Origin of the sequence: Bifidobacterium asteroides (assembly GCF_030758775.1) — a bacterium.
Classification (GTDB): Bacteria; Actinomycetota; Actinomycetes; order Actinomycetales; family Bifidobacteriaceae; genus Bombiscardovia; species Bombiscardovia kimbladii.
In genome coordinates, this window is the sequence record NZ_CP132384.1 from 1,257,658 (window position 1) to 1,271,507 (window position 13,850).

The following is a 13,850-nucleotide window of genomic DNA, read 5'->3' on the forward strand; positions in this document are numbered from 1 at the left end:
GATTCCTATCTGTTGGTGACGTGCGTCCTCGTCCATGTTCTTGAATGTGACCATAAGCGGCACAAGCCCACCTGTTCAAGCCAGAAGGGACTTTTCGGTATCGTCCTTTTTTATAACAACTTCCAAAAGGTTGAAAGCAGGCCTTTTTCATCTCGGTATTCCACACGCGGCGGTTCCCGTTTAACCCCTCCGCTGTAGAGTCGAGTAAGCGACGGAGAAGACTCCGCTGCGAACAGCCTAAGCAGGCATGAAGGAGTTCAAAGATGGCCGGACAGACGGACGATCAGAACAGGCTCTACCAGCGCGACAGCAAGTACATCCCCCGAGTCGCCGCTGTGCATGACATGTGCGGGTATGGCAAGTGCTCGCTGACGGCCGCCATCCCCATCCTTTCGGCAGCCGGATGCGACGTTTGCCCGGTGCCCACAGCCCTGTTCAGCGCGCATACCATGTTCAAGGACTACACCTTCCACGACACCACTGAAATGCTGCCGGGATACCTGGATGCCTGGCAGAAGGAGGGCGTCGACCTGGACGGGATCTACAGCGGGTTCCTGGGCAGCGCCGAGCAGGTCGACATCATTCAGCGCATGTATCGGGAATACCCCAAGGCCCTGCGGCTGGTCGACCCGGTCATGGGCGACGGCGGATCCATGTACCCCACCTACACCGAGGAAATGTGCCGGGCCGTGACCAACCTGGTCGATGGGGCCGACCTGCTCATGCCCAACCTGACCGAGGTCAGTCTGCTGACCGGCATCGACTACGAAGGCCAGGACCTTGACGATGCCCAGGTCGGTCAGCGTCTGGGCCGCCTGCTGGATATGGGCGCGAAAAACGTCATCATCAAGGGCATCGACCGGAAGGACGGCAAGCTGCGCAACTTCGTGGCCTCAGCAGATCATGGCGGAGTCAGCGAGCGCACCGAGCTGGTCCATGACAAGCTGCCCTTCATGATCCACGGGACCGGCGATGCCTTTGCATCCAGCCTCTGCGGGGCGCTCTTTGCAGGACGAGGCCTGGCCGATGCCGCCCGGATCGCCGGCGAATTCGTCCGCTCAGCCATGCAGCATACACGCAATCAGCCCGACTATCAGCAGCGCGGTGTCAGCTTCGAGCTGGATCTGGGGCAGATGACTGCTCTGATGCAGGAGCAGTGAGCCCGAGGTCGGTGAAGCAGCCTAGAAGTCCGGGCATTCGTCAAGTTTGGAAAACCAAGGTGGATGAATGGAATCCAGACCACCTCAATCGCCTTATTGTTGCCGACCAAATAACCGGTCGACAAGCTGACAAATCAGTCATAGAGATGGGTTAACCACAGCAGACCGGAAGGCGTTGCCAGCGAATTCGCCGGCGGTGTCTTCCGGTCTTTTTATCTGCCTGTTGCCCTGCTCCCCTCGCTTATTTGCTTTACTTGATGTCACTCGTTTCTGTTTCCTTGGTTCTGCTTTTCTTGATTCCGCTTTGCTTGGTTTCTGTCTCAGTCCTTCTTGCCTCTGCCGCCTCTGCCTGATGCAGAGATAAGGGCAATAGGTACAGCGTCTGCATCGTCAATCCACTCGTTCATCCACTTTCGTGCGTGCGCAGGTTCATTCGACCACATGCCCGGTTCTACTAGTCGCCGACCTCCTTCCAGTGGTCTCCTAGAAACATGGATACACAAGCACTGACTAGACCAACCAATCTCCGCACAGTCTTCAACGACAAGGACGACAGAACCGATGCCGACGCTATGTTCGCAGACCCATCGGCCACACAGCCCATAAGCGCTCTGCCTGATTCCATAGGCTCCGCCAGCAACGCGGAAATAATGCAACCTGGAAATACCACATCAGCCACGAGCAGCCCTGAATCTTGCGACATGGAGCTGGCAGATGTTGAGCGACAGATCAGAGCCAAAGGCGTAAGCAGCCGAGAGCTCGGACGTTTGGGCGAAGACTACGCCTGCCAGTGGCTGAGACAACGAAACTGGAGAATCCTGGCCCGGAATTGGAGAAGCAGATTCGGCGAGCTGGACATCATCGCCCTGGATCCTGAGGCGACTCTGGTCTTCGTAGAGGTCAAGACCAGACGCACCGGTCGGTTCGGGTCCCCGGAACAGGCAGTCGGCCCGCGCAAACAGACCCATCTGCGTCGAGCAGCTGTCCAATGGCTGATAAGCCACGACCGAGATCCCAACGCACGGCATCGCGGCACCCGTTTTGATGTCATCAGCCTGTCAGTCAAGTCCGACCCTGCCAGAAGCATGCATACCGAGGGGTCCCATCCCCCGGCTTCCTGTCAGGCAACCGCCGAGGCCGTCAGGGGATCCAACCGTTCGGGCAGGGGCGGCTGGAATCCGGGATCGGTCTTCCTCAGACACACCAGGGAGGCCTTCTGATGCGTCTCGGATCCGCCGAATCCGTGGGACTGATAGGTCTTAAGGCCTTTCTCATCCACGTGCAGTCCTTCATCTCCCCAGGGCTGCCCTACTTCTCCATCATCGGTCTGCCGGATGCCTCCTTGTCGGAGTCGCGGGAACGGGTCAAATCCGCCTGCTCGGCCTGCGGATTCCGGTGGCCGCAGACCAGGGTCACCGTCAACATGTCCCCTGCTTCAAAACCCAAGCATGGCTCCTCACACGATCTGGCCATCGCGACCAGCGTTCTGGAAGCCGGCGGAGCGCTGCCGACGGAGGGCCTAGACCATACTGTCATCCTGGGCGAACTCAACCTGGACGGCACTATTCTGCCCATCAACGGTTTGCTCCCCATTCTCACTCAGGCCAGAGCTCAGGGAATCACGCATGCTTTCGTCCCTGCAGACAACCTTGATGAGGCCCGTCTAGTTCCCGATATCGAGGTCGTGGGACTGCGCCACCTGGGCCAGCTCATCCAGGCCTTGGGTGGGCAAAGCAGGATTGTCGTCCCCGAAGCAGACACTCGCCGGGACTCTGACAAGTCGACCGCCATAGCGAGTGTGCACCCCAGGAACTCAGGTCATGAAGACAACTCACCCGCCAATGCCGACTCGTCTCCGCCCAAGCCGGACATGGCTGATGTGATCGGCCAGGAGGAGACCAAATGGGCCATGATGGTAGCTGCAGCCGGCGGTCACCACATGCTCATGGTCGGTCCTCCAGGAGCCGGCAAAAGCATGCTTGCAGAACGGCTTCCCAGCATCATGCCCGCCCTGGATGCTGTTCAACAACTGGAGGTGGCCTCCATCCGATCTTTGTGCGGCACGCTGAGCCAATATGGGATCTCCGATGTGCCGCCCTTCGAGGCTCCTCATCATACGATCTCCATGGCGGCCATGGTTGGTGGCGGCGCCGGACTGGCCACGCCTGGCGCCATCACCCGTGCCCACCGCGGCGTCCTCTTCATGGATGAAGCCCCGGAATTCTCCCCAAGGGTGATCCAATCCCTGCGCGAGCCCCTGGAGATCGGGCGAATCTTCCTGTCCCGCGCCAAGGGCAGCACCACCTTCCCGGCTCGTTTCCAACTGGTCATGGCTGCCAACCCCTGCCCCTGCGGATACGGATACGGCACAGGCGAGCGCTGCACCTGCACGCCCCGCGAGCGCCTCCGCTACTGGAACAGGCTGTCCGGACCCATCATGGACCGCATCGACATCCAAACCACAGTCCCGCCGGTGACCGACCCGGGATTCGACGACCACCGCCCACGCCAGCGCAGCGCCCAGATCCGCCAGCGTGTGACCCGCGCCCGCCAGACGGCAAAAGAACGCTTCCGCAAGCAGGGCTGGACCTGCAACGCCCAGATCAGCGGAGAATGGCTGCGCCAGAACACATCAGCCAAGGCACGTTCGGTTGTGGATCAGGCCCTGCGCAGGCAACGGATCAGTCTGCGAGGAGCCGACAGGACCATGCGCCTGGCTTGGACTCTGGCAGACCTGGACGGGCGGACCAGCCCGGGTGCGGACGACGTGAACACCGGCATCCTGCTCAGGACAAGGGCCGTCTGAGATGTCCAAACCCTTGATAAAAACCATGCCTGCCGGCCGACCGCGACCGATGACCATAGTCGAGAGCGACTGGCTTGCCAGAGCTGTGCTGACCTTGGCGGCAGATGGCCCCGATGCCTTCATGATCGCCTGCCTGCTGGGCTCGAACCAGGCAGCCGACCTGTGCCGAAACCTGATCGAGCTGGGAGCGCCGAACCAGTCGGATGGCAAGGACCCTCACGAAGCAGCACGCTCCAAACTGGACGAACGCTTTCTTAAGGGGACGGCTCGGTGGGGACGACAAACGAGCCCTGAGGACCTCACCCGGTTCCACAAGATCAGCAGCTCCTGGCGAAGACGTCTGACGCCCCTGCTGGCCATGGACACCGACCAGGTGCGGACCATGATGACTGGTGGAGGCCAATTCTGGGTGATGACCCCAGGCGACCCCTGCTGGCCAGGTCAGGTGGACGACCTGGCACGCCGCTCCGACTGGTCCCCTCCCCTCTGCCTGTGGGGACGAGGCAATCCTGAAGCATTGATCTGCTGTGACCACCCCTTGGCCGTTGTCGGATCCAGAGCCTGTGACGAGTATGGCCGGTCCATCGCCCATCAAATAGCCAGACAGGCTGCCGGCCAAGGCCACCTGGTCGTCTCCGGCGGGGCCATGGGCACGGATGCCGCCGCCCACTGGGGAGCCCTGGCCGCTGGCGGCGGACGCACGGTCGCCGTTTTTGCTGGAGGCCTGCTGCATATGGGTCCCAAACGCAACAGCCGTCTGTTCGAGAACATCGAAGCAGATGGCGGCGCGCTGATCAGCGAACTGCCGCCTGGCACCATCCCTGAGGCGCGTCGGTTCCTGCTGCGCAACCGGATCATCGCCGCCCTGGCCTCCGACATCGTGGTTGCACAGGCCCGTCACCGATCCGGCGCCCTGAACACCGCCAACTGGGGTGTGGAATTGGGCCGTCGCGTGCTGGCTGCCCCCGGCAGAATCGACCAGCCGGAAAACACCGGCTGCAACCGGCTCATCCATGAGGGCAAGGCGGAGTTGCTCCTGTCGGCATCCGACATCCAAGACATCTGCCATCCCGCCCATGGACCTATCCACCCTGACGAGCCTGTTCGACAAGGGACCGACAGTTCAGTCAAAACCGCCGAAGATCATGAGCATCAAGGAAGTAGGCAGCCCACGCAGCGCGTACCGCCGCTTGACTGTGATCATCCTATCCAAACCACTCACGGCAATCAGCCGCTCCCGATCACGCTCAAACAATCCGGTACTAATAAATGCAGGCTTTCGACCCACTCTCAGCACAAAGAGCATCCTTCAACCCCGCCATCAAATCCAGGCATGGCCCATGAACACGAAAAAGCCGACGACGATCGCCTAACCAAGGAGGAGGCAACCGTGCTGGCGGCTGTCCGTACCTGCCAGCGCCGGGGCGGTCCGCCCATGATGGGACAGCTTCGCACTGAGCTGGCCAATCAGGGACATGAACTCTCAGTCAGGCATCTGATGCAGCTGCTGGGTTCCCTGGAGATTCGTGGTCTGATCAACCTGAAGGGCGGATGCGTGGTAGCTGAAGACCAGAAGAATCAGGCCTTCCAGCGACAGCGATTCAAATCCACCACCCAGCCGTCCGCACCAGCCGATTCATCGCTGCGGGGAGGAACAAAATGAACGCCTTCATCCTCCAGCAGCTGACGCTGGCGTTCAGGCCCGCCAAAAGCGAATCCCGGGGCCAGAGAACCATCGCGGAAGACCACGCGATGACAGGGAATCACCCCAGGTTCAGGATTGTCATGAAGCGCATAACCCACGAACCTGGCGTTGCGTGGATGACCAGTCAGGGAGGCGACCTGACCGTAGGTGGCCACCTTGCCGCGAGGGATCCGCCTGACGACCTGATACACCTGCTGGGAGAAGGAAAGTTCGGTCATAAGACCCATTCTGCCCTCGTAAGCAGACATGGACTGGAAGGGCCACCACAATCAACGGGTCGTGACAGTATCAATGGTATGAATCCGCAGAAGGTCAGAAACCGCTATGATGCCGTCATCGTCGGAGCCGGAGCGGCCGGATTGTCGACGGCTCTGGGACTCTATAGAGCTCTGGAGAGCGACGGAAACAGGAACGGCTCGTCGCCAAAGGTCCTGGTCGTCTCCAAGCTGCAGCCCCTGCGATCCCACACCGGCTCAGCAGAGGGCGGCATTGCGGCCAGTCTGGGCAACCAGGAAAAAGACGACTGGCATTGGCACTACTACGACACCATCAAGGGCAGCGACTGGCTGGCTGACCAGGATGCCGTGCGGATTCTGGCCGAGCAGGCCCCGGGCATCGTCATCCAGCTGGAGCATGACGGAGTGGCCTTCTCAAGGACTGAAGACGGGCACATCGCCCAGCGGAAGTTCGGCGGCCATACCGCTGATTATGGCGGACACCCAGTCAGGAGAGCAGCCTATGCAGCCGATCGCATCGGCCACCAGATCCTCCACGCCCTTTGGCAGCAGTGCCTGCACCTGGGAGTCGAGTTCGCTGAGGAATGGTATGTGACCGATCTGGTCGTTGACCCGCCCACTGATGAGAAATCCGGCGGCCATGCCCGAGGACTGATCGTCCTGAACACCCACGCCGGCAAACTGCAGGCCATCCAAGCCGACAATATCGTCCTGTGCACGGGCGGAGCCGGCCGACTCTTCCATACGACCTCCAACTCCTGGGACCTGACCGGTGACGGCATGGCGCTCGCCCTGCAGGCCGGCCTGCAGCTGGAGGATATAGAGTTCATCCAATTCCATCCCACCGGCCTGGGCCACACCGGCATTCTTCTTTCAGAAGCCTCCCGCGCAGAAGGCGGCGTGCTCAGGAACAGTCAGGGCAAGGCTTTCATGCAGGACTACGCGCCGGGACACGGCGACCTGGCCGCCAGGGATGTGGTCAGCCGTTCCATCATGGCCGAGATTGATGCAGGTCGCGGGGTGGCCGATCCATCGGACCCGGACGGGCCTCATGATTGCGTCTGGCTGGACATGACCGGCATTGACGGCCAGCGCATGACCGCCCTGCTCCCCCAGGTCACCGAGACCATCCATCGATACGCCCACCTGGATCCCACTGTGGATATGGTTCCGGTCAAACCCACCGCCCACTACACCATGGGAGGCATCCCCATCACGGATCGCGGCCGTGTCTATCGCTGGCAGGATGGACGCCGTCGAGTCGTCGACGGACTGTTTGCCGCCGGGGAATGCTCCTGTGTCAGCGTTCATGGGGCCAACCGGCTGGGCGGCAATTCCCTGCTGGATGCCTGCCTCTTTGGCACCAAAACCGGGCAGACCATCGCCGCCGCCATGTCCAATGCCGACAAGCCAAACGACATGACCGACACGTCTCCGCTGGCACAAGCCCTGCAGAAGCGTCAGGCCTTCATGGACGAGTTGCTGGCTGGCGCAAGCAACGCCGAGCCCTCGGAACCAGCATTGGCCGACAACCAAGGCGAAGAACCCGACACCGGTGACGAGGCCGGCCTGAACAACCCTTACGTACTGATGGGCCGACTGGGACGGCTGATGGAGGAGGCCGTTGCCGTCCGATGCGATCAGAGCAGCATCGAAAGGGGTTTGCGCGGCCTGGATCACCTGGATGCTGATGCCAAACAGCTGCGTGCGCACAGTGGGACAGCAGTGCTCAACCAGGAGGTGACCGCCATCATGGAGGTGGACAACCTGCTGACCTTGGCCCGGGCCGTCCTGAACGCCAGCCTGCAGCGTCAGGAGTCCCGCGGCGCCCTGTACCGGAGCGATTATCCGCAGCGCGATGACGAACACTACCTGGCTCACACCATGATCGATGCCAAGGAAAACGTCTCCTGGCAGCCCGTTCATATCGTCGACATGCCTCCCAAGGGCCGCAACTACTGATGGGCTCTGATGATGGACTCTGAGCCCAATCTGTTCAGACAGGCAACCGCTCGACACCTATCCAGGTCAGGCAGGGATTAGGATGGAGTCCGCGCATATCAGTGGGCATCGGGCCGTTTCCCGAACAAGGACAGGAGCAACCGTGACATCACAGTCCACGGAATCAGACGGATCCAAGGCATCCGCATCGGACCGCGATCCCCGCCCGGTGACCTTCCGAATAGCCCGGTTTACCCCACGACCTCAATCAGAGCGTCCGGCACGAACCAACCCATTCGCTAAAAACAACCCCTTCGCCACAACAGGCAGTCGACGGGCCCGCGGCCGCCGTTGGACGCAGGAGTACAGGATTCGTATCGCCCCACAGCGCACCGTTCTGGATGCCCTTCTGCAGATCAAGCGAGAGGTGGATCCCACACTGAACTTCCGGTACTCCTGTGGCCATGGCATGTGTGGGTCGGATGCTGTGCTCATCAACGGCCGCCCAGATCTGCTCTGCACAGCTACCATCGCCGACTGCCTGGCTGCATCCAAGACCATGCCGAACGCCTACGCCTCACCCGGTGTAGCTACAGGAAACCTACAGGCCCAGCAACCTCCGGCCTTCCGTCGCACAGGTACAACGACAACCGCAACGGCCGTATCCATGTCGGCATCGCACTCAGGCTCGGTCTCAGATTCAGATTCAACGGTCCCAGACTTCTTAGCTACAGATCCTAGGAAAACCGCAACCGCTACAAAAACTACAGGCCTTATAGGCGCCCCACACCCCACAGAAAAATCGGACCCTGCAGAATCTTCAGCAGTGGAGATCCGCCCGCTTCCTGGCTTCACCCCGCTCAGAGATCTGATAGTGGACACCGATGCCATGTTTGAGCAGATTCGACGCTTCAAGCCGTATCTGCTCCATGATGATTCCTCGGCTGATAGCAACCAAGCGGCCCAGGCAAAGGCGGCCGGCACAAAGCCATCGTCGGAATACCGGCAAACCCCGGAAGAGCTGGCCCGGTATGAGCTGCTCAGCACCTGCATCGCCTGCGGGCTATGCCAGGGCGCCTGCCCCATTTATGCGGGCGGTGAAGCCTTCGCCGGGCCGGCAGCCATGATCGCAGCGGCTCGATTCATCAACGATTCCCGCGACAGCCATCGCCAGGAACGTCTTGAAGCCATCGACCAGGTGGACGGAATCCAGGCATGCCAGTCCATACGGGCCTGCACCCGACCCTGCCCCAGAGGGATCGACGTAGGTGAAGAGATGTGGAAGCTGGTCGAAGCCGTCAAGGAGTAGTCAGACTCCTGCGCACACAGGTCAGCAAGAGCCGGCGACAGGCTTGTGCCCTCTAGTCGTTACCATGGTTAGCATGGACAAAACCTCGTACAACAACATCGCCAGAGGATGGGAATTCGCCGAGGCAAGCGCTCTGAACGTCGAATCCGACAAGTTGCAGACCTTGCGAGACAAGGCTACAGAGGCCGGATTCGCCCAATGTTCCCGGTCTCAAGGCGCCTTCCTGCAGTTCCTGGCCGGCCGGAACGCTCCGGCATCCATCATCCTGGTAGGTAACGGCTCTGCGGTCGAAGCCCTGCGCCTGATGACGGGCCTGCATGGTCATGGCCAGTTCACCGCCGTTGACTCTACAGCCCAAGGCACCTCGCTGGTCAAAAAAATATTCGCAGGCATGGAGAAAGCCCACCCAGGCATGAGGCTGAGGGCAGTCAACGCGGCTGCCCGTACCTACTTCCCCAGGCTCAACCCCAGCGACTACGACCTTATCGTCGTCTCAGGCAATGGGGACAACTACCAACAGGTTATGGACCAGGCCCCGCGCCTGCTCAAGGACCGGGGACAGCTGATCTTCACGGATGCCTTTGACCTGCTGGAGGAACCGGACAAGGGCGGCGTGCTCAACCCGGCCAACAGAACCGCAAAAACGACCACCTTGCGCACCATCATGGATGCCATAAGCAAAGACAATGCCTGGGAATCATGTCTGCTGCCCATCGGCACGGGCATGATCATGGCCACCCGCGCCCGCTGACCGCCGCTCACCTATTATTCAGGCACGGTGACGCAGAATGGCCTGGACAGCCTCGTCAGGATCATCAGTGCGGATGACCAGATCAGGGTCCAGCTCAGAAATCATGCCCCGCTGCTTCACCGTGTCCGAAATCCAGTCAAAGAGTCCCTGCCAGTAAGCCCTGTCGAACAGGACGATGGGCATGCTGGGTGCCTTATGGGTTTGGACCAGGGTCAGCACCTCGAACATCTCATCCAGGGTGCCGAACCCACCGGGGCAGACGATGATGCCCGAGGAGTATTTCATGAACATCATCTTGCGTACGAAGAAGTAGCGGAAGGTGATGCCCAGATTCACCCAGCGGTTGAGTCCCTGCTCCATGGGCAATTCGATGCCCAGGCCGACGGACTTGCCGCCAACCTCAGCAGCACCCTTGTTGGCCGCCTCCATGATGCCGGGCCCTCCCCCGGTAATGACTGCCATACCGGCCTTGGCCAAGTCGCCGCCCATCTTGCGCGCAGCAGCATAGTTGTGATCCTCCTTGCCGGTCCGAGCTGAACCAAAGATGGCGGCTGCCGGACCCAGCTCCGCCAACGCACCGAACCCGTCGACGAACTCGGCCTGGATGCGCAGCACCCGCCAAGGATCCATATGCAGCCAGTCTGTGTCACCGCCCGACGAGAGCAAACCAGCATTGGCATCCGCCTCAGGAATCATGGGCCCGCGCATGATGACCGGACCGCTGTGGTAGGTCCTGCCCAGGTCCGGGCCTTCGTCGTCATTGTGATTGTCAACCATATCCGCCATGTACGCATTCCTTCATCGGGCCCCAATCCGAAGGACCCGCTCGATCCTGTTCCGGCTCTCATGATAGCGGCCCCCGCCGCCCGGCTGACGGCAAGACCAGATTCATATCAGGAGAGATAACCGCAGGCGCTAAGGGTAGCGAGGACGAGCTGAATCAGATCAACGGAGTATGGTTCTGCACTCCTAGACATGCACAAATAACTGGGAGGAAAACCTGGTCCGAGACTCAAACCGTCTTATGGTTGGTGGCACAGATTACTTACAACTTGCTTGAATATTTCAACTTTCAAACATGTTTAATCTATGACACTTCGGGCTCGAAACTCACTCCACATCCCATTTGAAACCACGAACCGCCAAAAACACAAGCACTGCAGTAACAGCAAGCACGATGGAGGTTGAAAGCATAGCGCCCGTTTGCTGCAGAGGATTTTTTGATGCCCAGAAAATGAGATCTCCAAAGAGAGTCGACGGAATCCACCTGATAACATTCGTCAACCAATCCGGAAGGATTGCGAAGGGTATGGCCAGGCCACTCAAAAACAAAGCCAACAGTTGCACGAGAGCTCCCAAGTTGGTTGCCAACTGCGGTGACGAAAGCCAGCCACCCATTAAATACCCCAAGGCAAGAAACATGACCAGTCCCAATAAGGACACGACAAAAACCCGACCAATATCCCTAAAAGGAAGCAGATTCAGCAACACCGAAGCGCCTACTATGACAAGGATCTGCAGGGTCGCCATAATGAACCTTACAGCCAGATACGTCATCAAATAGTCTGCTTTTCGGATCGGCGTTGTTGAAAGTACCCTGAGAGCTCCTGATTGCCTGACCTCGGCCAAAGGACCTGCAGTCATGGTCAAAGCTGTACCAGTCACTGCCAGAAAGAGCGCCATGGGCATAACGAATGGGCTGAAGTCTGGAGCATCAGCCTGCCCTTTCATCATCTCGGACATGAGAAGAAACATTCCCGCCATGGCAAAAGGGAAAATTATGACAAAAATAAAATACGAAGTGTTCCTGACTAGTTCACGAGTCTGCAGCGCCAACAAGGGGCGAAGGTGCCTTTTTTCTATCATCTGGAGTCCTAACAAAAATGAGTATTATCAATTATTCAAAATCATGCCCGGTCAATTTCACGAAGGCATCATAAAGGCTTGGTTCGTTCATACGTAATTGGGAAACCGCAGGATTGCTCGACAGCACAGCAATAACAGGATCCGTATCGTCGGCACGTATTGAAATGGTTGTCTTATCAACGACTTCCGGTTCGCCAAAAGTCCGAAGCATGCTCACAAGATCCGTTATTCCATCTGGCTTTACTCGGCAGGATATCAACGTCCCCTTGGCATGTTTCCTTATGAGTTCCTCCGGACTGCCTTGGGCTACAGACCGACCATGATCTATCACCGCTACTTCATGGCACAGAACTCGCGCTTCATCTAGATCATGTGTCGATAGGACAATCGTCGTACCTTCTTCGGCCAGAAACCTAAGCACCTTCCAAAGGTCGTCCCGAGCCATTACATCAAGACCAGTGGACGGTTCGTCAAGTACGGCTAATTTCGTCCGCCCGATGATGGATAAACCGACATTCAGGCGCTGTTTTTGTCCACCTGATAATTTCGCTACTTTACGGAGCAGCAATTCGTCCAAGCCCATCCATTTTGCGACTTGATCCACATCACGTGGGTGATCATAAAGACTGGCCCAAAATGACAGTATCTCCCCCACTCTTTCCTGGGGAAAGATAGTGGACTCCTGGGGTTGAATACTCACCCGCCGATGAACCCGCTGCGAATCGGTCTGCGGATTCCTGCCAAATATGCTGACGGATCCGGAAGTCGGTTTTCTCAAGCCGACAGCTATTTCAAGCGTTGTTGATTTTCCAGCACCGTTAGGGCCCAACAGACCAAAGATGCCCCCTTCAGAGACAATTAGATCAAGGTGATCCAGCGCCTTGATAACCCCTGCCGGCGTTTCATACTCTTTAACTAGATTGCCAAGTTCTATAGCATCATTCATTGGTGCCACCCTTTATGGTAGGTACAGCGGTTCGTTAAAGTTTCATTGCATTGAGCGGCCAAACCTGCCAGACACTCTTCGAAAAGAGTACCACCAATGGTGGTTGAAATACATCAGCATCAGAACCGCTGACTGCTGCGTCCAAATATTCGAGTGCCTGTCTACAGCAGAGCTGCTAAAGCAACTTATTGATGAATCAAGCGAGCCAACCGTATCGAACATTGGTTGATCCTGAGAAGCAGCAACCTACCTCTTAAGATGAGTATGCTTATACGCATGGTTGCAAAAAAATTTATGTCTCGGAGCAAGATTTACCTCTTTTGACGGAAGCTGTGAAGTATGCAGACAGTCTCTCAGCGGCTGTTGTGCTAGGTCTACGACTTTTCATTGATTCTGAGAAAGAGAAAGAGTCAAGGAAACAAAGATATAGAACTGAAAGTTTCATCCGATGGCCGAGAAATCATAAAAAGGTTCAAAGATGAAAGAATTTTTAAATTCAGTGATAGGACTTCCGAGGAAAGGCACATTACGGAGATATTCCTAACAAAGAAGAAGAACTATGTTTTGTACGAACGAATTTTCACCGACTGGTCGATGATTGCCGAGCACGCCACTCAACTGCGTGAGGATCCGAGCAATTGGTACATTGATTTTCCAGAAGATGATATTCGAAAGATGTCTGTGTATGAATCACTCGATCAGCTGAAATCGCAGTTACCAAACAACATTGCTCAAAAGATAAAGTCAGCTATGTTTACGTATAAGAGTGTTGAGGTCTTAGATATATAGCCACAATTACTTTGTGCCGGTCAATTTCTGACAAGAAAAACTCACAGTAAGTGCAAAAATCAAAGCCCTGATGGTTTGAGATTGGCGGAATAATAAGTGATGCGTTATAGTCACTATTTTAGACTTTAAATCGAGGACAGGATTCGTTTGTTAGTAGGACATTTCGATTCACTGTAGACGACAAATAAGTTCCAGACACAATAAATCCAGCAAGGTCTTTAAACTTCACGGGAATACACTAGATTGACAACCTCGTCTTCAATAATTCCCGTACAAATTAGAAAATTCTCTGTCTTTCACGTGCCGGAACTCTTAGTAATGAGAACTGGCCGACGGCCACA

At 57.6% G+C, this 13,850-nt stretch carries 12 protein-coding genes; 8 read left to right on the forward strand and 4 right to left on the reverse strand.

Features of this window, described 5'->3' with window-relative positions:
- Window positions 1-263 precede the first annotated feature (263 nt).
- The 4 genes from RAM15_RS04905 (at window position 264) to RAM15_RS04920 (ending at window position 5,629) form a co-directional block, all read left to right on the forward strand.
- A complete protein-coding gene (locus RAM15_RS04905; RefSeq protein ID WP_306220998.1) occupies window positions 264-1,160 on the forward strand; it encodes a pyridoxamine kinase in 897 nt (298 codons plus the stop codon).
- Window positions 1,161-1,651: 491 nt separating this feature from the next.
- Window positions 1,652-2,380: a YraN family protein gene (locus RAM15_RS04910; protein ID WP_306220999.1), complete on the forward strand. Its 729-nt coding sequence runs from the start codon at window positions 1,652-1,654 to the stop codon at window positions 2,378-2,380.
- Window positions 2,380-3,966 carry a YifB family Mg chelatase-like AAA ATPase gene (locus tag RAM15_RS04915; protein ID WP_306221000.1) on the forward strand — a complete coding sequence of 529 codons (1,587 nt, stop codon included), beginning with the start codon at window positions 2,380-2,382 and terminating at the stop codon, window positions 3,964-3,966. The genes RAM15_RS04910 and RAM15_RS04915 overlap by 1 nt, the downstream gene beginning before the upstream one ends.
- A 1-nt stretch (window position 3,967) precedes the next feature.
- Window positions 3,968-5,629 carry a DNA-processing protein DprA gene (locus RAM15_RS04920; RefSeq protein WP_306221001.1) on the forward strand — a complete coding sequence of 554 codons (1,662 nt, stop codon included), beginning with the start codon at window positions 3,968-3,970 and terminating at the stop codon, window positions 5,627-5,629.
- On the opposite strand, the gene RAM15_RS04925 is transcribed toward RAM15_RS04920, so the two are convergent.
- The gene (locus RAM15_RS04925; RefSeq protein ID WP_306221002.1) at window positions 5,545-5,889 is read right to left on the reverse strand and encodes an MGMT family protein; all 345 of its coding nucleotides are present in this window, start codon (window positions 5,887-5,889) and stop codon (window positions 5,545-5,547) included. The genes RAM15_RS04920 and RAM15_RS04925 overlap by 85 nt on opposite strands.
- Before the next feature lie 78 nt (window positions 5,890-5,967).
- Here RAM15_RS04925 and RAM15_RS04930 point away from each other — a divergent pair, with 78 nt between their 5' ends.
- The 3 genes from RAM15_RS04930 to RAM15_RS04940 all read left to right on the forward strand — a co-directional run bounded on the left by RAM15_RS04930 (window position 5,968) and on the right by RAM15_RS04940 (window position 9,908).
- On the forward strand, window positions 5,968-7,869 hold the full coding sequence (locus RAM15_RS04930) for an FAD-dependent oxidoreductase (protein WP_306221003.1): 1,902 nt from the start codon (window positions 5,968-5,970) through the stop codon (window positions 7,867-7,869).
- A 142-nt stretch (window positions 7,870-8,011) separates the two neighbouring features.
- Entirely contained in the window at window positions 8,012-9,157 is a 1,146-nt protein-coding gene (locus tag RAM15_RS04935) for a succinate dehydrogenase/fumarate reductase iron-sulfur subunit (RefSeq protein ID WP_444832397.1), read from the forward strand.
- Between the two features lie 73 nt (window positions 9,158-9,230).
- Window positions 9,231-9,908, forward strand: coding sequence for an O-methyltransferase (locus tag RAM15_RS04940; protein ID WP_306221004.1), 678 nt, complete (start codon window positions 9,231-9,233; stop codon window positions 9,906-9,908).
- An 18-nt stretch (window positions 9,909-9,926) separates the two neighbouring features.
- Here RAM15_RS04940 and RAM15_RS04945 read toward each other — a convergent pair whose 3' ends face one another.
- The 3 genes from RAM15_RS04945 to RAM15_RS04955 form a co-directional block, all read right to left on the reverse strand.
- A complete protein-coding gene (locus tag RAM15_RS04945) occupies window positions 9,927-10,694 on the reverse strand; it encodes an LOG family protein (protein ID WP_306221005.1) in 768 nt (255 codons plus the stop codon).
- Window positions 10,695-11,018: 324 nt separating this feature from the next.
- Window positions 11,019-11,774 (reverse strand): ABC transporter permease, encoded by a 756-nt coding sequence (locus RAM15_RS04950; protein WP_306221006.1) that lies wholly within the window; start codon window positions 11,772-11,774, stop codon window positions 11,019-11,021.
- 31 nt (window positions 11,775-11,805) lie between these two features.
- A complete protein-coding gene (locus RAM15_RS04955) occupies window positions 11,806-12,720 on the reverse strand; it encodes an ABC transporter ATP-binding protein (RefSeq protein ID WP_306221007.1) in 915 nt (304 codons plus the stop codon).
- A gap of 387 nt (window positions 12,721-13,107) precedes the next feature.
- On the opposite strand from RAM15_RS04955, the gene RAM15_RS08525 reads away from it, so the two are divergent.
- The gene (locus tag RAM15_RS08525) at window positions 13,108-13,509 is read left to right on the forward strand and encodes an EXLDI protein (protein WP_372338643.1); all 402 of its coding nucleotides are present in this window, start codon (window positions 13,108-13,110) and stop codon (window positions 13,507-13,509) included.
- Window positions 13,510-13,850: the final 341 nt, after the last annotated feature.